Here is an 18,509-nt window from a genome sequence, read left to right on the forward strand (position 1 = left end):
GCGGGTGCTGCGGGCACACACGGCACCGCCTACGGGTGCCGGCCAGCTGCCGCCCGGTGGTGGAACGTCCTGCGGGCAGGCGGTCACTCAAGCTGGGAGCGAGCCTGGCCAGCGACGATCTCATCAGAGTCGCCGGCGAGCTTCTTGACGAGATCCAGGCGTTCTGGGTGCGAGGTGAGGATTTCCCATCGGACCTCGGCGGACCGGTCGTTTGCCAGTCGGGTGAGAGTGGTGGCGCTGAGCCGGCGGGTCGCGACTGTTGCGGCTCGCACCGGGGCTAAGGGGTCCTTGGCGAGTTTCTCCAGCTCGACCAGCGGAAGGTGCCCGTTCAGTGCCGCGGATCCTCGGACCATCGGGTGTGGATCGTGCGTCAACGCGATCAGGAGCTCGACGTCCGAACAGGTGTCGGCCAGGTGTTCGCGCACTTCGTGCGCAGGATCCTGCAGAAGTGACCAACGAGTTGGATCGTCGAGATCGTCGCGTGTCGCAGCTTGGGCCCGGGTGTCGGGTCTCGATGACTGTAAAGCGACCACGGCCGCGTCCGGATTTGGACTTTCGGCGACGGCAAAGCGGACGAGGAAGTTCGTCCTCGGCGAGGGTCTTGAGCAGGTCGATCGGTGTGGATGGGTTTCCCGCGACTGCTGTGCGGACCTTCGGGGCGGCGTCCGAGGCCATCTGGCGCAGGACTGGCACCGGGGTACTTGGATTGCTGGCCGTTGCTGCGCGATCGTTGATCGTGGGCACAACGGAAGTGTGGCAGTGAGCTGGGCTCCTAGTGTGCCGATCTGGGGATCGGCGCCGCGAAGTCACCCGATCCAGCATCCGTGATCATCGATCGATCGGGTAGAGCTCGCTGCCGCCTGGTCGGGGATCCCGTGCGTACATTTGACCATCGCCTCTGGCGGTCGACAGAGTTGATCAAGCTGGAGGCTGCTTCGCCCGGCCGGCCGCGTACTCCCGTCGGTTGGCCCAGCTTAAGTCGTGCTTGTCGACCTCGATCTTCGTTGATTGATACCAGGGATCGGGAGCGGGTGGAACCAGGGCGTTGAAGGTCTCTTGGTCGAAGTCACTCAGCTCGTATTGGCTCCCGACCCCGTAGAGGATCCGAATCGGGATCACCCGGGCCGCGACATCCGCGATTCCGAACGCGCCCGATGCGAGGCCAGCGGCGACCGCGGTAGCCAGCGGGGCGGCTTGGGCGGTGCTCAGCACGAAGTGGATGATCGTTCCCGGCTGGGTGTTCTCGGGAGCGGAGTCTTGAGCTTCGAGATGGACGACTATCTCCTTGGTGGCCTGAGCGCTCAACTCTGCGATGACTTGGTCGAGGCAGGCAGGACGGGGTCCTTCATCGAGGTCGGCACGGTAGATAACCTCGATCCTCGTCGCCAAGTCGGCGGTGGCGGTGAGAGCGTCGAGCAGTGCGTCAGCCGGCGCCATGTCGGTCAGATGCGTTACGACTTGGCTAGCCCAAGCGACTACCCGCTCGCGCGGGCTCATGAAGAAGCTCGGCTTGTCGTGCACGTCGTCGAGGACTGCGACCAGCAGCTTCACGAGCGCGAGGCGGAGCGCGTCGCCGGCGTCGTCCTTGGGTAGACTCTCTGCGAATCGCCGACTCTTGTCGACGACGAGGACGACGCGGTCCGGGTTCGCCTGGCTGAGTAGCGCTGTGAGCGCCGCTGGCTGTCCACGCCCGACCTCGTCTGTCGCCTTCGCCACCTCGAGGTCGGAGACATCGTGGGACGGGATCCCCATTGCGAAGTACCGGTCGAAGTACCGGGCGTCGCTGATGCGACGGTCTGAAGAGGCGTAACTCACGCCGCGAGAACGCAGCTTTGGGAACAGGTCAGTTAGTAGCGTTCGGGCGTCAGCCCGTGAGCGAGTTGGCACCGTCTCGAGCAGAGGTTCGATGTCGAACGGCTCGTATTCAATGCCGCTTGTGCTGTGTTTGAGTTTGTCAGTGTGCCCGGAAATCAGCTGATCGCGCCATCGCGGAAGTTGCTGGTACAGGGTCGGGAACGCTGTGCGAAGCAGAGTGAGGACGATGACGTCCTCATCATCGATTTCCTCTGGCTGGACTAGGGGTATGTGGTGTCGCAGCTGCGCGAGATAGCGGTCGATGGCACGGGGAGTACCGAGCACAGACCGGTACACCTCGACGAGATGCCCAAGTCGCTCGCCGTTCGGTTGCGGTCGTCCCGCGTCGGCAAGCGTCGCGGAAAGACCTGCGTCGAGCCGGGCCAGCAGCTGTGTGGACAGCAACGGGGGCACCACGAGCGGGTACTGGACGATCTTTTCCATGAAGCGGGCCGCGGCACCGTCGTCCTCGCCGACAAGGTTCGCCTCGGAGAGAGCCTGGAACAATGTTCCCTCGTCGTAGGCGAGCAGGTAGTGCACCCCAGGGAACCGACCAAGAAGCCGGACGACTTTGAGAAGCGCGAGCAGCTCCTCGGTCTGCAATCGATCGATGTCGTCGGCGATCATCAGGACCGGCGTGCCCAGCTTTTTCAACTCGTCTGCGGCTGTGTTGAACGCCTTGTCCCACGGAGTCTGCTTCTTCAGTGCTGCTCCAAGGGAGCTCGCCGCTGATGCTGCTGCGCCGCCGACCCACGGGATGGCGTTCGCCGCTGGCGCCGCGACCTGCACGAGCGTGCCGAGTGCATTACGAATCTGCTTGGACCGGCCCGGGAGCGATTCGCTCAACGATGCGTAGAAGTCGCTGAGCAGCCCGGTAACGTCGCCGGTCGCCCATGGTGTGAACCGGGCGACCTGCCAACGTGGGCAAGTTGCGTCGAGTTCCTCGGAGATCATGCCCAGCATTGAGCTCTTCCCGCTACCCCAGGGGCCGGTGAGCCCGAAGACGATCGAGTCCTCCCAAGAGTGGCTGTTCGCAATCAAACTGGCGGCGTGGACGGCGTAGTCAGTACGACCGAGCTCGTCCTCGCTCTTGGCCGTGATCGGCGCGTCAGTCCAGGGCATGGGCATGTTGCAAGTTTCGACTCAAAAGCTCGGCCATGGTCGGTGGCACGCCGGGTTGGGCAGCGCTCGGTTGGGGGTGCGAGTACTTGGTCGACGATCGTGACCGGACAGGTAACCATGCGCTGAGAGTCCTGGAGGTTGCCAGGAGACCTCGCCCGCTCGAACAATCGATTAGCCGTCGGAAAAGCTGTCCCGAAATGCGCATACTGTCCCGCGACGCACTCGAATCGAGCAGACTGATGCTGCGGGTTGCTCGCAAGGCAAAGGAGTGTGTAACACAATGAGAAAACCGTCGCTCTACGACCTGGCCATCCCAGCTAAGCAAGTGTCGCCCGATCCGCGACCAGATCCTTCTCCCGACCCGCGTCCCGATCCACGGCCCAACCCAGGCACCGTGTACACGGCCGCTGTGGAGACGATCGACAACGATCGAGCCACGTTGCTTCTTTCCGCTGGCGTCGTGCGCTGACGGTGCCACTCATCATCGGAGATCCCGCCGATCCACATGTGGCAGCGGTTGTGGATGCGATGCACTCCAAACCGCTAATGGTCGACGCGGCAAGCATCCTCGAGTCGGCCGTAACAATTAGCGCAAATTATGTTGACGTCGCCGGTATCGAGCTGCAGGCGACGCACGCATGGCTGCGCAGGCTCGCACCTGCCGTGTGGGCGAGCGCAATCGATGCACCAGGTGCGGACCAAGCCTCCCATGCCGCCGCGATAGCTGCCCTTGCCGCTATCATTCGCGACCCTCGGTTCACGTGGTTGACAGCGCTAGACCAGTTCGGCAAATCTGAGAACAAGGCCGTGCAATATCGCCAAGCATCTGCTGCTGGCGTTCCGGTACCGAAATGGCTCATCACGACCGATCCGAACTCAGTCCCCAGCACTGGCACCTGGGTAGTGAAGCCACTAGGCCCCGGTTCGTTTATCGACGGCACGGGCCTTGGGCGCATCGTCCCGACCAGACTTGTCGATATCACCGACCCGAACGTTATTGCTGCCGCTCCGTTCATCATTCAGCAGCTCATCCCGGCGACCATTCACGCTCGTGTCGTCACGGTCGGTGACAATGTGTGGTCCGCAACCCTCCCTGCGGAGAATCTCCCACTCGACTGGAGGCTCTCGTCGGAGAGCCATCGCGCATTCACCCGAGTGCCTACCCCAGACCACGTACACGACCTGGCTCGCGAGGCGGCCCGCAGCAATGGTGTCGGTTTCACCGCACAAGATTGGATCCGGGACACCTCCGGGAGTTGGTGGTTCGTCGACCTCAACCCCGCAGGACAGTGGTTGTTTCTACCGCCTGAGGTCGCTGAGCCGGTTACTGCGGCGATCGCAGCCTTCCTGGACAACCACCGATGAAGGGGCTCTGCCACCGTTTCCGCCAAGTTACTCTGGGGCTGCGCAAGTCCGAGGCATGGCTATTCCTCGCCTACGTCACCATCACGTTCCGACCTGGCGCGGCACCGCCGGCACATCCGCAACACGAGCAGGGGCAACCCGATCCGCTTCCAGACGGGTGGGGGGACGGCTACCAGCTCTACATCGATGAAGCACGGCTCGACTCCGCTAATCAACTTGCCGAGAAGCGGGACATCCGAGCGCGGGCACAGGTCATGCTCACAACCGCCATCGTCTTGGGAGGTGCGATCATCGCCTCCTATGGCAGCAAGTGCGATTTGCACTGGCTCGGCCGGCTCGTTTACGGCCTCGCGGGACTCTGCACGACCCTGGCTGGGCTGGCCGCAGGCGGCATGATTTCGGCGCGCTCAGACATCGGCACGGTGAATCTCTCTGCACTGCCGGACAACGACGCCGACGAACTCCGCCGTGCGATCGCTAACGGGTACGCGAGTACACGCAGGGTCGGTGCTGAAACCATCGCCACCCTCGTAACGGCGCTTCGCGACTGCGTACTCGTCCTGGTTATCGGTGCTGGCCTTCTCGCGGTCGCCCACCTCTGGCTCTAAGCCGGCGCTGCCCGCTGATCGATCGGATTCGGGCACCTGATCACCCGCTTAGCTCGGTGCCCGGTGAGGCTGCCCGATAATCTGCCTGGCGACGGCCGGCTATCGGGCGGCGGGCTGCAGCGTCGACCTGGGAACGGCTTGCGGGCGGAACTTGGTGGCGGATCGAGCGTCTGTCACATAGCTTCGTCGCCGTGACCGCCCATGACGAGCTGACGCCGACGCCCTTCGTCCCCTGGGATGAATACTGGGCTGTTCGGCACGACGAGGAGCTTTGGACCCCGTGGATTCGGTGGGCGCTGGAGCTGGCCGAAGTCGCCGCTGATGATGTCGCAATCCTGAAGCCGTCGCAGTATCCGACGGCGCGCTGCGGGGACGTGATCGTCACGATCTATCCCGACGCGTCGTTCGTGTTTGACCTGGAACGCGAGGCGCACACCTTGCTTTCTGCCAGTGATCTGCCGATCCCCAGCCTCGTTGCTGCGGGCACCTTTCCAACGCAGCCAAAGGAGCCCATCTGGCAATGGTTGATTGAGTCCGTGGCGGCCGGGATTCCGTGGAATCGTGCGCGGGCCGAGCTGGCTCCCGCCAAGGCTTCCCGTGCTGCGGAGGCCGTCGGCTCTGCGTTGCGCAGTCTCCACCGGACCCCACACGCGGCTGGCCGGATATTGAACCTTGATTGGGCGAGCTTCGACGAGTTGATCGAGGACGAGGTCAAGGAGCTTGGTCAGAACGACGGTCGATTGGCCCTGTTTCCTGATCGCTTTCTGCCGGGTCTGCTTGAGCTTGCTCGGTCGACGTACGGGACGATCGACACCGGCACAGTCTCGACGATCCTGCATGGGGATGTGCATGGTGACAATGTCTTCATCGAGCCTGCCACCGGGGAGCTGACGTCGATCATCGATCTGAACGAGATGAGAGTGGGCGATCCCTGGTACGACCTGGCGGATGCCGCCTTTCGTCTTCTGCGAGGTCGACCCGGCCTGATCTGCCAGCTGCTCAGGGGCTACGGAGCGGATCTGCTTAAGCCCGAGCCGCTCGCGCTGCGGCTACTCGGATGGGGCCTCGTACACGACTTCGACGGGTTGACAGCAACGATCAAGGAGCGGGGTATTCCAGATGGGATCGATGATGTTCAGCAGCTCGCCGGCCACCTCAGCGGTCTGACTGCACCCTGAAGTCGACCCGAGCGCCAGGACCGGATGCCCGGTCGGCGATCCCCAGTGACACAATGATTCCACGCTGACCGGCATGCCCGGTGACGTTGCCCGGGCTGCCTGCCCGGCACGGTCCACTTGCGGACGGCTGCCGCTGGCCTCGGCCGGGGAACCCGCTACGGGCGCGTGGAGCTGCCACGGCGAGACTACTTGAGGTTTATGGCGCTGATCTCGAAGAGCGGCAATACCCCGAGATGTCTTGCCAACGCCGCGGCTCAGCCCTCGGCTTCCGCAACCTCACCAACTACATCGCCAGAGCCTGCTCGAAACCGGCGGATTCAGACCACTCCCACACCCTGGAATGTGAAGAGCCAGTTTAGCGCAGCAGTGCCTCGACGAGATCTGTACCCAACCGGCCGATCGGATCTACCTCCAGCTGATACTCAACGTATCGACCACGGCGTTGTGTCGTGACCAGTTTGGCGGCGCGCATGACGGCCAGATGTCGCGAAATCTCCGGTGCCGTGAGCTGCCAACTGTCGCCGAGTTCGCCTGTCGTCTGCGCGCCCCGGAGCAGGCTTCGTAGGATCCGCAGCCGGATTGGGTGATCAAGTGCATGGAGCCGAGCCTGGATCGTTTCGAGTTCCAGGGCCTCGACGGCTCCGCTGGCTACATCGATCGGATACTGAACCACCGGCCGCCAGCCACGGGGACTGCTGCACGAACTGGTGACAGTTGGGTTAGGCCGCCTGTGTGGCGGGTGTGTTCATGATCAGCTCGCGTTCGATGGGTGTCAACCCGTGGAGTCGGTCTTGGCGTCGTCGGCGGTGGTAGGTGCGTTCGATCCAGGTGATGATCGCGATCCGCAACTGGACACGGCTTGTCCAGATGTGGCGGTCCAGGACGTTCTTTTGCAGCAGGGCGAAGAACGATTCCATCGCCGCGTTGTCGCCGGCGGCTCCGACCTGACCCATCGATCCGGCCAGGTCATGACGGCGCAACGCTCGAACGAACTTCCGGCTACGGAATTGCGATCCTCGGTCCGAATGCAGAACGCAGCCGGCCACGTCGTGGCCGTCACGTTGGCGTCGTCGGACCGCTGACTCCAGCGCCTGAATGGCTAGCCGGGACCTCATCCGGTCGCTGATGGAATAGCCGACGATCCGGTTGGAGTAGACGTCCTTGACCGCGCACAGATACACCTTGCCCTCACCGGTGGGATGTTCGGTGATATCGGTCAACCACAACTGGTTCGGCCCGGCAGCGGTGAAGTCGCGGTGGACCAGGTCGTCGTGGACCGGTGGGCCAGGCTTCTTGCCGTTCTTGCCGCGTTTCTTACCGAACACCGACCACCACTGCTGATCTCGACAGATCCGCCACACCGTCCGGTCACAACCGGCTTGTCCGACGGCGCGGGCTTCGTCGGCCAACAGGCGATGCCCGAACTCCGGGTCGTCTCGGTGAGCATCGAAAACGGCGTCGGCCAGATAGGCCCGGGACAGTTCTTGGTCGGTGATCGGATCGGCCAGCCACCGGTAATAGGGCTGGCGGGCGATCTTGAGGACCCGGCACGTCACCGTGACGGGGATGCCGTCGACGGCCAACTCGCGGACGAGCGGGTACATCATTTCCCCGGCAGGTTCGCCTGGGACAGATACGCCGCGGCCCGACGCAACACCTCGTTCTCCTGCTCCAGCAGCCGATTCCGACGCCGCAACTCCTTCAACTCAGATGACTCCGCCGAACTCGTCCCGGGCCGGCGGCCGTCCTCGATATCGGCTTTGGCCAGCCAGTTCCGCAGGCAGGAATCACTGATGCCGAAGTCCTTCGCGACCTGACTGATCGGAGCATCACCCTTGCGGGCGACGGCCACGACATCATCGCGGAACTCTCGTGGATGGGGTTTGGGCACGATCAACATCCTTCCAGTGATGCCCACAGACATCACAGATCAGATGTCACCTACTCGTGCAGCAGTCCCGTCTGCGTCGTCCTTTGCGTAGCGGAATCCGCGCGCGAGGTAGTTGGGGATGGTGTGGGTGTGTTCATCGGGGATGGTCCAGATCCAGACCCGTGTCGTGGCGCGACCATTGGGCGCTGTCGTCTCCCAGAGTCGCCGTGTCAGACGGCTGAGGAGATCGCCGCCGATCCCGCGACCTTGGAGCTGCGGCAATACGCCGATGACGACGAAGCCTGCGTCACCGTCGCCCGGCTGTCCGGTCTCGGCCATGCCGACGTTTTGACCGTCTAGCCGTGCGACCCAGGCGCCCACGCCTGGTTGATCGAGCTCATCGATCCATTCTTGATCGGTCCAACTGTTTCGACCGCCTCCACCGATCGGATCCCAGATTTGTCGATAGAGATCGCCGATCAAGCCGCCGTTGCGAGCAGGAACCTCGGTGATCGTCAGGTCGGCCTGACGGTGGCTTTCAATGAGCTGGCTGGAGTCGGTCATCTCCAGTACGACGCCGGTCCTGGTCATCCGCTGAGCCTAGGTCGGTCTGTCCTGCGCGTGCACTTGAATTGCCCCAGGGGCGCCCGGTGATGGATCGTCTGTGACACAGCGATTCGGCGCTGACCGGCGTGCCCGGTCAGGTTGCCCGGAGGGTCTGCCCGGCACGGTCCGCTTGCGGGCGGCGCCCGCTGGCGCCTGCCAGAGAACCGCTTGCGGACGGGACCTGTTGACGGTTGCTGGAATTCAGCGAACAGACAAGGACGAAATTCGATCAGAGTCCGCTCGAGCTCGATGGCTAGCGGTGTAAGAAGGTCGCATGCGGGGGCGATTGCTGTTCTTCACCATCATGCTGGTGTTCATCGTGACTGCCCTGGGTGTCGGGGTCGTCAGCAGCTTGATCGAGGACGATGGTGATCTCTCCACTGTCACCCTCGGGTCCGGACTCGTCGTGTGCGCCTTCGGGTTGCTGTTGAGCGAGCTTGGTCGACATCGCGGCGGACACATCCCCTCGGTGTGGGTTGTTGTCATCATCGTTGCGTCAGCGGCTGCACTGGTTGTCGCGTGCCTACAGGTCATCCTCGACTATCGAGACGTCCGTAAGGTCGTCATCTCGATAGTGGCGGCAGCAGTCGTCATCACGAACTCCATCTACGTAGTCAGTGGCAACCGCCGTGGGCGATTGGGCATGGACAGGCAACCACGTTCAGACAGTCAGCCACCCTCCGATCGACACTCGAAGTAGCGCGAGCCCGGCCGGGCGATCCCGTCTGAGATACCGCCGCGCTCACGCCCGTTGGGGTTATCGATGGGGTGAGCAGCATCGTGTTGCTCCCCGGTCTGAGTGCCGGGGTTTGCTCAGGAGGGCTGAGTGATGACGGAATTGCTGGTCGGCTATGCACGGGTGTCGACCGAGGATCAGGATCTGACGGTTCAGCGTGAGGCGTTGCAACGTCTGGGTGTCGGTGTGGATCGGGTCTATGTTGATCATGGTTTGACTGGTACGAGTCGGGATCGTCCGGGGTTGCGGCAGGCGATGGCGGCGTGTCGATCTGGTGACACGTTGGTGGTGACGAAGCTGGACCGGTTGGCCAGGTCGGTGCCGGATGCGCGGGCGATCGGGGAGGAGTTGACGACGGCTGGGGTCCGGTTGAGTCTGGGTGGCTCGGTCTATGACCCCAACGACGCGATCGGTCGGCTGTTGTTCAACGTGTTGGCTATGGTCGCTGAGTTTGAAGCCGATCTGATCCGGATGCGGACCGTGGAAGGGATGCGGGTCGCGAAGGCGAAGGGGCATCTGCGGGGGAAGTTGCCGAAGTTGAGTGTTCGGCAGGAAGCTCATCTGGTCGAGTTGATGAACTCGGGCCGGTACAGCACCGGTGAAGTGGCGGAGTTGTTCGGTGTTGCGCGGTCGACGGTATATCGGGCACAGCAGCGTGCCCTGGCGAAAGGCGCCGGAGCAGCGGCGGCTGATCGCGACTGGGTAGCCGCTGAGAAGCCGGACCCTGGTTCCGGGCCCGTCGTTGCCGTGTGACCGGGTCGTGCCCGTTGAAGCTGCCCGGACGTGTGACCGGCAACGAGCGTGTCCGGGCAGCCCACGACGCGGCCTCAGGACGAACGCTGATCGGGCGGCGTCCCCGGGGCAGGGGAGTCCGCGCGGGGCCTTCCCGGTTGCGGGCGCCGCTCCCCGGTCTCAATCTTCCCGTGTCCATCACCCACCTACGTGAATCCTCGTTCCCTGAGGTGGGAGAACCAACCTGGCAGCCCTCGTGGTCTGGGAGCCCGGACAGCTCAATCGGATGACGTGAGGCCCCGGATGTTCGCACCGGGCGGTTGCCTTGCAGTCCGCTCACGCAACCACCTAGTGGTGCCAGCAGCCATGCCCCGCGACTTGGGCGTCTGGTGCACGGGGACCACGATCAGCGAAGCCTCACCCTCCAGGGACCACTTGATGGCGTGATAGACCGCTGACAGCGATTCGGTGCTGTCCACGGCGACCAGCCGGGCGCCACAAGCCGAGCCTCGTGCCACGGCCCCTCCAGGTCAGGCAGGTCCTCCGAGGTCCAAGCGAGATACACAGTCATGCCTTCATCTTTCATGACATGTACGGATTCTTCTTGGCGTGATGCCTCCGAGCCCGCGCGGCAGCCTGACGGCACACCGGCCGCCCGCACCCAGCTCATGTCCGCTCGAGCCGCCGCGAGAGGTAGGGCGCGGTCGCGCTGCCCTCGGCCCTCGCGATGTCGGCCGGCGTGCCGGTCGCGACAACCCGACCGCCGGCATCTCCTCCGCCCGGACCGAGATCGATGACCCAGTCCGCGGTGGCGATCGCGTCGAGGTCGTGCTCGACGAGGACCACCGTGTTGCCGGCGTCGACGAGCCGGTGCAGCTGGCGCAGCAGCAGAGCGATGTCTGCGGGGTGGAGTCCGGAGGTCGGCTCGTCGAGCAGGTAGAGGGCATGGCCGCGGTGAGCGCGCTGGAGCTCGGCGGCGAGCTTGATGCGCTGTGCCTCCCCGCCGCTGAGCTCGGTCGCCGGCTGTCCAAGTCGCAAATAGCCCAGACCCACCTCGCGAAGCGTCTGGAGGCTGCGTGCGGCGGCCGGTACGTCGGCCAGGAACGTGGCGGCGTCGTCGACGGACAGGTCGAGGACCTCCGCGATGCTCTTGCCGCGGTAGGTGATCTGGAGCGTCTCGGGGTTGTAGCGATCGCCGTGGCACGTCGGGCAGGGAGCGTAGGTGCCAGGCAGAAACAGTAGCTCGACGGAGACGAATCCCTCGCCCTGACAGGTCTCGCAGCGGCCCCCGGCGACGTTGAAGGAGAAGCGGCCGGCGCCGTAGCCGCGGGCCCGGGCCGCGTCCGTGGCGGCGTACAACTTCCGCACGGCATCGAACATCCCCGTGTAGGTCGCGAGGTTGGACCGCGGCGTCCGGCCGATCGGGCGCTGATCGACCAATACCAGTCGGTCGAACGACTCACGAGCAGTCGGGTCCTCGGCCAGGACCTGGGTGACCAGGGTCGACTTGCCGGACCCGGACACCCCGGTGACGGCGGTCAGCACGCACAGCGGGATATCGACGGACAGGTCGCGCAGGTTGTGGCGATGTACGCCGGTCAGTCGCAGCCAGCCCTGCGGGGCCCGCGCATCGTGCACGAGCCGCTCAGCGCGACCGAACAGGTAGGCGCTCGTGACCGACTCAGTCACGTCCTCCAGGCCCGCGACAGGGCCGCTGTGAAGCACTCGACCTCCGGCCTCGCCCGCACCCGGGCCGATATCGACGACCCAATCTGCTCGTCGTACGACGTCGAGGTCGTGCTCCACGACGAACAGTGTGTTGCCGGACGCCTTGAGGCGGTCCAGGACATCCAGCAGCGGCTCCGCGTCGGCCGGGTGCAGGCCGGCGAAGGGCTCGTCCAGGACGTAGACGACTCCGAACAGACCCGAACGCAGCTGGGTGGCGATCCGCAGGCGCTGCGCCTCTCCGGGCGACAGCGTCGTCGAGCTCCGTCCCAGGCTGAGATAACCCAGGCCCAGATCGAGGAGCACCTCGACGCGCGCGACCAGGTCAGTGCAGATCCGCGCCGCGACCGCTTCGGCACCCGCGGGCCGCTCAGCGACCGGGCGCAGCAGAGCCACCAGCGCTGTGAAGGGCAGGTTGTTGACCTCGGCGATCGAACGCCCGAGAAAGGTCACCGCGAGGGCCTCGGGCCGTAGTCCACTGCCCTGGCAATCCGGGCAGGGCGCTTCCTCCACGAACCGCATGGCCCGCTTGCGCATCCGCTCGCTCGTGGAGTCGGCCAGCACGTGCATGACGTGGCTGCGCGCGCTCCAGAACTTCCCGTAGTAGCCGTGGTCGACGCGACCTGGTTCCGGCTCGATGAGCACCGAGGGCTGCTCGTCGGTGAACAGCAGCCAGTCGCGGTCCCGCTTCCTGAGACTGTGCCACGACTTGTCGACGTCGATGCCGAGCCCCATCACGATGCTGCGCAGGTTGGCGCCCTGCCACGCGCCCGGCCAGGCGGCGATCGCCCCTTCACGGATGCTCAGTGACGGGTCCGGGACAAGCAGCTCCTCGGTGACGTCGTGGACGACGCCCAGGCCGTGGCAGCGCGCGCACGCGCCCGCGCTGGTGTTGGGCGAGAACGCCTCGGCCGCGAGGTGATCGGCACCAGCCGGGTAATCGCCGGCCCGCGAGTAGAGGATCCGCAGCAGGTTGGACAGCGTGGTGATGGTGCCGACCGACGAGCGTGAGGTGGCCGCGCCCCGGCGCTGCTGAAGCGCGACCGCAGGCGGCAGGCCGGTGATCTCCTGGACGTGCGGGGCACCGACCTGCTGCAGCAGCCGGCGCGCGTAGGGCGCGACCGACTCGAAGTAGCGGCGCTGCGCCTCGGCGTACAGCGTTCCGAAGGCCAGCGACGACTTCCCCGACCCAGAGATCCCGGTGAACGCCACCATCACGTTGCGAGGAATGTCCACGTCAATGTTGCGCAGGTTGTTCTCATTGGCACCGCGGACACGCACAAAGCCATCGGTCGCATCGGTGGTCACGTGCTGCCCCCGTCGGTCGCTCTCGGTTTGCTCTACAGCAAAGTATCGCGTTCCCCGAAGAGTGCTTGAGACTCCCACAGCGAAACGGGCCCGCCCTCCGAAGCCCACTGTGAGTTGGTGTACGCAAGCATCAAGGTCGGCGAGTGGGTGAGGAGCACCGTATGTGTGACGATGATCTCGGCAATGCGGATGAGCAAGCAGCCGAAGACACAGCAGATCGGTCGGTCGGAACGCTGGAGTTGTTCTTCGACCTGGTCTTCGTCTACGCGATGTCGCAGGTCACTGTCCTGATGCTCGCGGACATCTCCTGGGGGGGCGGGGGGCGGCCGCGGGATTCTGGCGCTCGCTGCTGTGTGGTGGGCGTGGGCCTGCTACGCCTGGCTGACGAACACTTCCGACCACGACGGACCCGGGCCTCGCCTGCTGCTCTTTCTCGCGATGGCGGCCATGCTGATGGCCGCGGTCGCGCTGCCGCAGGCGTTCGGCGCGCGGGCGCTGGTCTTTGCGCTTGCATTCCTGGCGGTCCGACTGATCCACGTCGTGCTGCTGGCTCTTGACGTGCGGGGCGAGGCGGACGTGGGTTCGGCCGCGCTGCGACTAGTCCCCACCCTGCTCGCCGGCCCGGCAGTGCTGGTGGCCGGCGGCGTTCTTCGACGCGCCAGAACGAGAGTTGCTGTGGATCGTGGCCGCGGTGATGGATCTGTCGGGGCCGGTCCTGGTCGGGACCACCGGTTGGAGCGTGACACCTGCCTACTTCGTGGAGCGGCACGGGCTGATCATCATCATCGCGCTGGGTGAGGCGATCGTCGGGGTAGGCGCTGGCGCCGAAGCCGCTCTTCCGCGCCCGAGTGTTGTGACGGCCGTCCTCCTCGCCGTGCTGATCGCGGCCGGTCTGTGGTGGTCCTACTTCGGATATCTGCGCGGCGGTGCCGAACGACGGCTGCGCGGCACCACTGATCGGGAGCGGTCAAGGCTCGCGCGCGACTCCTACAGCTACCTTCATCTGCCGCTCGTGGCCGGGTTGGTGTTCTTCGCTCTCGGGGTGCACGAAGCAGTCGCGGCACCGGGGGAACCACTCCCCTTGTTGCCGGCCGTCGCCCTGGCCGGTGGCGTCGCGATGTTCTACGTCGGCGACGTCGCCTACCGATGGCGCGACCACCACCAGCTCGCCACCGGTCGCCTGGTGGCCGCAGTGGGGGCTGCTTCGCTGATCCCGGTCGCGGTGGTGGCGCCTGCTTCGGCGGCGCTCGCCGGGCTAACCCTCGTCTGCTTGCTGCACACCAGCTGGGAACTCTGGCACCACCCGGCGATCGGCCCGGTCGACGACTCCTGATCGTCCAGTGCCATCGCCGCGCAGGCTCTCGCAACTACGGCTTGGGACTACCTCACCGCACGGCGTTTCGCAGGGGCTCGCCGACGGAGGCACGGCGCAGTCGCCACGCGCGTGTCGCCAGGTGGAGGTTGAGTTGTGCCTCGACGTCGTTGAGGTCGTGGCCCGAGATCTCGGTGATGCGGCTGATTCGGTAGCGCAGTGTGTTGCGGTGGATGGTGAGCGTCGTTGACGTGTCGGCGTACTTGCCCCCGTGGTCAAGGTAGGCCGCTAGCGTGGGGACGAGCTCGGTGCCGTGGCGACGGTCGTAGCTCAATAGGTCGCCGAGCCAGTCCCTGATGAGGCGCTCGACTTCCTCAGCGTTGCCGTCGAGGGCGAGCAGCCGGTCTACTCCCAAGTCGGCGTAGGCGATGAAGCCATACGGATCGTGGGACTGCTGACGAGCCCTGAGTGCTCGTTGGGCTTGCTCATACGCACGTGGGATCTGTTCCGGCGAGTTGGCCGGCTCCCCCTTGGCGATCACACCGTTGGTGTCGCCGTAGGCGCGCGACAAGTCGTTGAACAAGCGGCCCATGTCGACACCTCGATGGGCGAGGGCGACGACCAGTCCCCGGTTCCGGACGACCAAGCAGGGCAGTCGCTGACGAGCCATGGCCATCCGGAGGTGATCGACGTCGCGGTCGTGCCCGCGGTGACCCCGCTCGGAGGACCATGCGCACACAATCAGGTCGTGCGGAACGCCAAGGTCGTGGCCCTGAGCGGATGCCCGGTCCACGGCAACGTCGGCCGGGAGCCCTTCAAGAAGGTCGTCGAGGAGGTCTCGACTCAGTCGGTTCTCCAGTTCATTCATCGCCGCGGCCTTAGCCCTCAGCAGCCCCAGTGCGACGCCCGCGTACCGCAGAGCGAATGATGCGTCGTCTCGGTCTTTGTCCGGTGGCACCTCGAGTTCGATCGTGCCGAGTTCGGGGCGTCCGCCGATGACCTCCTCGAGCGAGGTTCGCTCGAGGAGCGGTTGGTACCGACCGGCGACCGTGATCCGGGTCGTCTCGTGCCCGAATCTGTCCCGCAGCACGACAGCGGAGCCAGTGAGCCGGCTGAGTGAGGTGGCCACGTCGAGCTCAGTCCCGGTCGTGGATAGTCGGGCGAACTCCTCAAGCACCCCCTCACGGTGCTGCAGCGCCGCGACGGTGCGCGCCATCTCGTTATTGGCTGCATCGAGTTCGTGGGCGCGTCGGCGGTGGCGCTCGTGCACCTGCGCGTCCGCGAGCGCCGTCCCGAGGAGATCGCCCAACCGTTCGATGACGAACAGTTGTTCGGGGTCGGGCCGGGCGAAGCTGCGAAGGACCAGTCGGCCCGGGGCGCCGTTCAAGACCGCCACAGCCGTCGTCGACGTCCAGGAGTCCCCGTTGCCCTGCACGAATACCCGTTCACCGGTTGAGGGGCTCGGTTCCGCCGGCTTCGTTGGCTCCCCGGGGGGCAGGGTGATCCACTCCCGGTCCCGCTGGAAGGTGACGTGAACCAACTGGCAGCCGGTCACCGACTCGACCTCACGCTTCAGGACGTTGATGACCTCGTCCACGTCGTGACGTTGCATCATCGCCATGGACATCACCAGCAGCCCATCGAGGCGGGTGAGGGCACGCCGCAGATCCAGCTCGCCGGTTGGCACCACGGTTCCGGTTGTGGCGGGCTCGCAGACGGTCATCTCTTGATCCCTGGCCGGCTCGCCCGGGGTCCCCCTGTGCCGTAGGGACCCCACAGATCGTCGCACTGAGCGGCGACGCCTCGGTACATGCAGCACGGATGTATCCCGGGATCCAGTCCGAGTCCGTGATAGCTCATCGGTCCTCATCAACTCTCGGGGGCAGCGTCGCGCTCACCGTACCCCTTGCCCAGCGCACCCACCCGCGGGGAGTTGTGCACTCGAACCAAATCATGCCCCGGGACTTTGGCCTGGTGCGCTCATGACTTCTTGGTGGTCGGCGACGAGCGTGGACTGCTCGGAGTCACCGACGCAACGATTGGAGATTCGCCATGAAGGCTGTCGTCTATCAGGGACCCAAGGATGTCGCGGTCACGGACGTTCCGGACGCCGAGATCGAACGGCCCACCGATGTGCTGGTCAAGATCACAACGACGAACATTTGCGGCTCGGACCTGCACATGTACGAGGGGCGGACCTCCTTCGAGAAGGGCCGGACGTTCGGCCACGAGAACATGGGAGAGGTGGTGGAGATCGGCAAGGGAGTAGAGAAGATCAAGGTGGGCGACCGGGTCGTGCTGCCGTTCAACATCTCGTGCGGGTTCTGCAAGAACTGCGAGCGCGGGCTCACGAACTACTGCCTGACGACGCAACCTGACCCATCGGCCGCCGGTGCGGCCTACGGCTTCGCCGAAATGGGCCCGTACGGCGGCGGGCAGGCAGAACTGCTCCGGGTGCCCTTCGGCGACCACAACGCACTGCGCCTGGGTGAAGACGCGCAGGACAAGGAGAACGACTACGTCATGCTCTCCGACATCTTCCCCACCGGTTACCACGCCACCGAGATGGCCGGCGTGATCCCGGGCGACAGCGTCGTGATCGCTGGAGCCGGTCCGGTGGGTCTGATGGCTGCGCTGTCCGCGACGATCAAGGGCGCCGCGAAGGTCATGGTGGTCGATCGCCACCCCGACCGGCTCGCGCTGGCCGAGCAGATCGGAGCGATCGCCATCGACGACTCCAAGACCGACCCCGTGCAGGCTGTGCTGGACGAGACCATGGGGCTCGGAGCCGACCGTGGCTGCGAGTGCGTGGGCTACCAGGCCCACGACCCGCAGGGGAACGAAGACCCGGCTGCCACCTTGAACATGCTCATCAACTCGGTGCGTTTCACCGGCGGGATCGGCACCGTCGGCGTGTTCGTCCCCCAGGACCCGGGGGCCAAGGGCGAATTGGCCAAGCAGGGCAAGGCGGCCATCGACTTCGGCACCCACTGGTTCAAGGGACAGACCATGGGCAACGGTCAGTGCCCGGTCAAGAAGTACAACCGCCGGCTGCGTGACCTGATCGCGGCTGACAAGGCGAAGCCGTCCTGGATCGTCTCCCACGAGATCTCGCTGGACCAGGCCGCCGACGCCTACAGGAACTTCGACTCCAGGTCCGAGGGCTGGACCAAGGTCGTCATCAAGCCGGGCATGTCCGACGGAAAGAAGACAAACTGACATGGCAGCAGATCTGCAGGGCAAGAGAGTCGCGATCCTCGCCGCGGACGGGGTCGAGCGCGTCGAACTCGAGCAACCCCGCGAGGCTCTGGACAGGGCCGGCGCTCGGACCGAGGTCCTCTCGATCCACGACGGCGAGATCAAGGCCCGTAAGAACGACCTGGATGAAGCGGGCACGTTCACCGTCGACGGGCTGGTCGCCGACGCCTCGGTGGCCGACTACGACGCCTTGGTGCTTCCGGGCGGCACGGTGAACCCCGACAAGCTCCGGGTCGACGAGGGCGCCGTTTCCTTCGTCCGCGACTTCGTCGAGAGCGGCAAGCCAGTGGCGGCGATCTGTCACGGGCCGTGGACGTTGATCGAGGCCGGCGTGGCCACCGGTCGCACCCTGACGTCCTTCCCGAGCATTCGCACCGACCTGCGCAACGCCGGCGCCGACGTCGTCGACCAGGAGGTCGTGGTCGACAAGAATCTCATCACCAGCCGCTCGCCCGAGGACCTGCCGGCGTTCTCCGAGGCGATAGTGTCCCAACTCGCGGGCACCACGACAAAGGAAGAGGAGAAGTCATGAGTGTGACCAAGGGATTGCTGGTCAGGTTTGACGCGTTGCCCGGCAAGGAGGACGACGTGAAGGAGTTCCTTGACAGCGGCCGTGCGCTTGTCGAGGACGAGCAGGCGACCACCGCGTGGTTCGCGATCCGCCTCGGGCCCTCCTCCTTCGGGATCTTCGACGTGTTCCCCGATGACGCCGGACGTGACGCCCACCTGTCCGGCCCTGTTGCGGTAGCTCTCGGCGAGCAGACCGGCACGTTGTTCTCCGAACCGACGATCGAGAAGCTCGACGTACTGGGCTCCAAACTCCCCGCCTGACACC

The 18,509-nt window shown here is 65.3% G+C and carries 15 protein-coding genes and 4 pseudogenes; 11 read left to right on the top strand and 8 right to left on the bottom strand.

Annotated elements, in window-relative coordinates; all coding sequences use genetic code 11:
* Positions 1 to 83: 83 nt before the first annotated feature.
* The 3 genes and pseudogenes from BLU38_RS31915 to BLU38_RS27940 all read right to left on the bottom strand — a co-directional run bounded on the left by BLU38_RS31915 (position 84) and on the right by BLU38_RS27940 (position 2,982).
* On the bottom strand, positions 84 to 425 hold the full coding sequence (locus BLU38_RS31915; protein ID WP_091529997.1) for a hypothetical protein: 342 nt from the start codon (positions 423 to 425) through the stop codon (positions 84 to 86).
* A gap of 166 nt (positions 426 to 591) precedes the next feature.
* Positions 592 to 822 (bottom strand): annotated as a pseudogene (locus tag BLU38_RS32445) (variant leucine-rich repeat-containing protein); the annotation flags it as partial.
* 96 nt (positions 823 to 918) lie between these two features.
* A complete protein-coding gene (locus BLU38_RS27940) occupies positions 919 to 2,982 on the bottom strand; it encodes a KAP family NTPase (protein WP_091530000.1) in 2,064 nt (687 codons plus the stop codon).
* A 465-nt stretch (positions 2,983 to 3,447) separates the two neighbouring features.
* On the opposite strand from BLU38_RS27940, the gene BLU38_RS27945 reads away from it, so the two are divergent.
* The 3 genes from BLU38_RS27945 (at position 3,448) to BLU38_RS27955 (ending at position 6,127) form a co-directional block, all read left to right on the top strand.
* Positions 3,448 to 4,341 carry a hypothetical protein gene (locus BLU38_RS27945; protein ID WP_157683768.1) on the top strand — a complete coding sequence of 298 codons (894 nt, stop codon included), beginning with the start codon at positions 3,448 to 3,450 and terminating at the stop codon, positions 4,339 to 4,341.
* A complete protein-coding gene (locus BLU38_RS27950) occupies positions 4,338 to 4,949 on the top strand; it encodes a hypothetical protein (protein ID WP_091530005.1) in 612 nt (203 codons plus the stop codon). The genes BLU38_RS27945 and BLU38_RS27950 overlap by 4 nt, the downstream gene beginning before the upstream one ends.
* A 191-nt stretch (positions 4,950 to 5,140) precedes the next feature.
* Positions 5,141 to 6,127 (top strand): phosphotransferase family protein, encoded by a 987-nt coding sequence (locus tag BLU38_RS27955; RefSeq protein ID WP_157683769.1) that lies wholly within the window; start codon positions 5,141 to 5,143, stop codon positions 6,125 to 6,127.
* A 355-nt stretch (positions 6,128 to 6,482) separates the two neighbouring features.
* On the opposite strand, the gene BLU38_RS27960 is transcribed toward BLU38_RS27955, so the two are convergent.
* From BLU38_RS27960 to BLU38_RS27970, 3 genes are all read right to left on the bottom strand, one after another.
* Positions 6,483 to 6,800, bottom strand: coding sequence for an ArsR/SmtB family transcription factor (locus tag BLU38_RS27960; protein ID WP_091530011.1), 318 nt, complete (start codon positions 6,798 to 6,800; stop codon positions 6,483 to 6,485).
* Between the two features lie 46 nt (positions 6,801 to 6,846).
* A protein-coding gene (locus BLU38_RS27965; RefSeq protein ID WP_407939627.1) for an IS3 family transposase occupies positions 6,847 to 8,018 on the bottom strand; the annotation gives its coding sequence in 2 pieces (ribosomal slippage) (positions 6,847 to 7,737 and positions 7,740 to 8,018; 1,170 coding nt in all).
* Positions 8,019 to 8,057: 39 nt separating this feature from the next.
* Complete coding sequence (locus BLU38_RS27970; RefSeq protein WP_091530016.1) at positions 8,058 to 8,588, bottom strand: GNAT family N-acetyltransferase; 531 nt, start codon at positions 8,586 to 8,588, stop codon at positions 8,058 to 8,060.
* Positions 8,589 to 8,877: 289 nt separating this feature from the next.
* Between BLU38_RS27970 and BLU38_RS27975 the strand changes: the two genes are divergently transcribed.
* A complete protein-coding gene (locus BLU38_RS27975; RefSeq protein WP_091530019.1) occupies positions 8,878 to 9,303 on the top strand; it encodes a hypothetical protein in 426 nt (141 codons plus the stop codon).
* Positions 9,304 to 9,432: 129 nt separating this feature from the next.
* Positions 9,433 to 10,092 carry a recombinase family protein gene (locus tag BLU38_RS27980; RefSeq protein WP_091530022.1) on the top strand — a complete coding sequence of 220 codons (660 nt, stop codon included), beginning with the start codon at positions 9,433 to 9,435 and terminating at the stop codon, positions 10,090 to 10,092.
* A 645-nt stretch (positions 10,093 to 10,737) separates the two neighbouring features.
* Here the strand turns inward: BLU38_RS27980 and BLU38_RS27985 are convergent.
* On the bottom strand, positions 10,738 to 13,104 hold the full coding sequence (locus BLU38_RS27985) for an ATP-binding cassette domain-containing protein (protein WP_091530025.1): 2,367 nt from the start codon (positions 13,102 to 13,104) through the stop codon (positions 10,738 to 10,740).
* Between the two features lie 161 nt (positions 13,105 to 13,265).
* Here BLU38_RS27985 and BLU38_RS32450 point away from each other — a divergent pair.
* The 3 pseudogenes from BLU38_RS32450 to BLU38_RS31920 form a co-directional block, all read left to right on the top strand.
* Positions 13,266 to 13,400: pseudogene (locus BLU38_RS32450) on the top strand (hypothetical protein); the annotation flags it as partial.
* Positions 13,401 to 13,428: 28 nt separating this feature from the next.
* A pseudogene (locus BLU38_RS32455) lies at positions 13,429 to 13,719 on the top strand (low temperature requirement protein A); the annotation flags it as partial.
* A 25-nt stretch (positions 13,720 to 13,744) separates the two neighbouring features.
* Positions 13,745 to 14,437 (top strand): annotated as a pseudogene (locus tag BLU38_RS31920) (low temperature requirement protein A); the annotation flags it as partial.
* Between the two features lie 52 nt (positions 14,438 to 14,489).
* Here the strand turns inward: BLU38_RS31920 and BLU38_RS27995 are convergent.
* Positions 14,490 to 16,139, bottom strand: coding sequence for a PucR family transcriptional regulator (locus tag BLU38_RS27995; RefSeq protein WP_157683770.1), 1,650 nt, complete (start codon positions 16,137 to 16,139; stop codon positions 14,490 to 14,492).
* A 410-nt stretch (positions 16,140 to 16,549) separates the two neighbouring features.
* Between BLU38_RS27995 and BLU38_RS28000 the strand changes: the two genes are divergently transcribed.
* From BLU38_RS28000 to BLU38_RS28010, 3 genes are read left to right on the top strand one after another with little or no spacing between them, the layout of a single operon-like run.
* Positions 16,550 to 17,635 carry a glutathione-independent formaldehyde dehydrogenase gene (locus BLU38_RS28000; protein WP_331715055.1) on the top strand — a complete coding sequence of 362 codons (1,086 nt, stop codon included), beginning with the start codon at positions 16,550 to 16,552 and terminating at the stop codon, positions 17,633 to 17,635.
* Position 17,636: 1 nt separating this feature from the next.
* Positions 17,637 to 18,206 (top strand): type 1 glutamine amidotransferase domain-containing protein, encoded by a 570-nt coding sequence (locus BLU38_RS28005; RefSeq protein ID WP_091530034.1) that lies wholly within the window; start codon positions 17,637 to 17,639, stop codon positions 18,204 to 18,206.
* Complete coding sequence (locus BLU38_RS28010) at positions 18,203 to 18,505, top strand: putative quinol monooxygenase (RefSeq protein ID WP_091530037.1); 303 nt, start codon at positions 18,203 to 18,205, stop codon at positions 18,503 to 18,505. Before BLU38_RS28005 ends, BLU38_RS28010 begins: the two co-directional genes overlap by 4 nt.
* Positions 18,506 to 18,509 lie beyond the last annotated feature (4 nt).

Source organism: Microlunatus soli (genome assembly GCF_900105385.1).
GTDB classification, from domain to species: Bacteria; Actinomycetota; Actinomycetes; order Propionibacteriales; family Propionibacteriaceae; genus Microlunatus; species Microlunatus soli.

Excerpts from the sequence above, each read along its gene's own strand:
- BLU38_RS27995 (WP_157683770.1), bottom strand. The coding sequence starts at position 16,139 with ATGACCGTCTGCGAGCCCGCCACAACCGGAACCGTGGTGCCAACCGGC.
- BLU38_RS27940 (WP_091530000.1), bottom strand. The coding sequence starts at position 2,982 with ATGCCCATGCCCTGGACTGACGCGCCGATCACGGCCAAGAGCGAGGAC.
- BLU38_RS27950 (WP_091530005.1), top strand. The coding sequence starts at position 4,338 with ATGAAGGGGCTCTGCCACCGTTTCCGCCAAGTTACTCTGGGGCTGCGC.
- BLU38_RS28010 (WP_091530037.1), top strand. The coding sequence starts at position 18,203 with ATGAGTGTGACCAAGGGATTGCTGGTCAGGTTTGACGCGTTGCCCGGC.
- BLU38_RS27970 (WP_091530016.1), bottom strand. The coding sequence starts at position 8,588 with ATGACCAGGACCGGCGTCGTACTGGAGATGACCGACTCCAGCCAGCTC.
- BLU38_RS27975 (WP_091530019.1), top strand. The coding sequence starts at position 8,878 with ATGCGGGGGCGATTGCTGTTCTTCACCATCATGCTGGTGTTCATCGTG.
- BLU38_RS28005 (WP_091530034.1), top strand. The coding sequence starts at position 17,637 with ATGGCAGCAGATCTGCAGGGCAAGAGAGTCGCGATCCTCGCCGCGGAC.
- BLU38_RS27980 (WP_091530022.1), top strand. The coding sequence starts at position 9,433 with ATGACGGAATTGCTGGTCGGCTATGCACGGGTGTCGACCGAGGATCAG.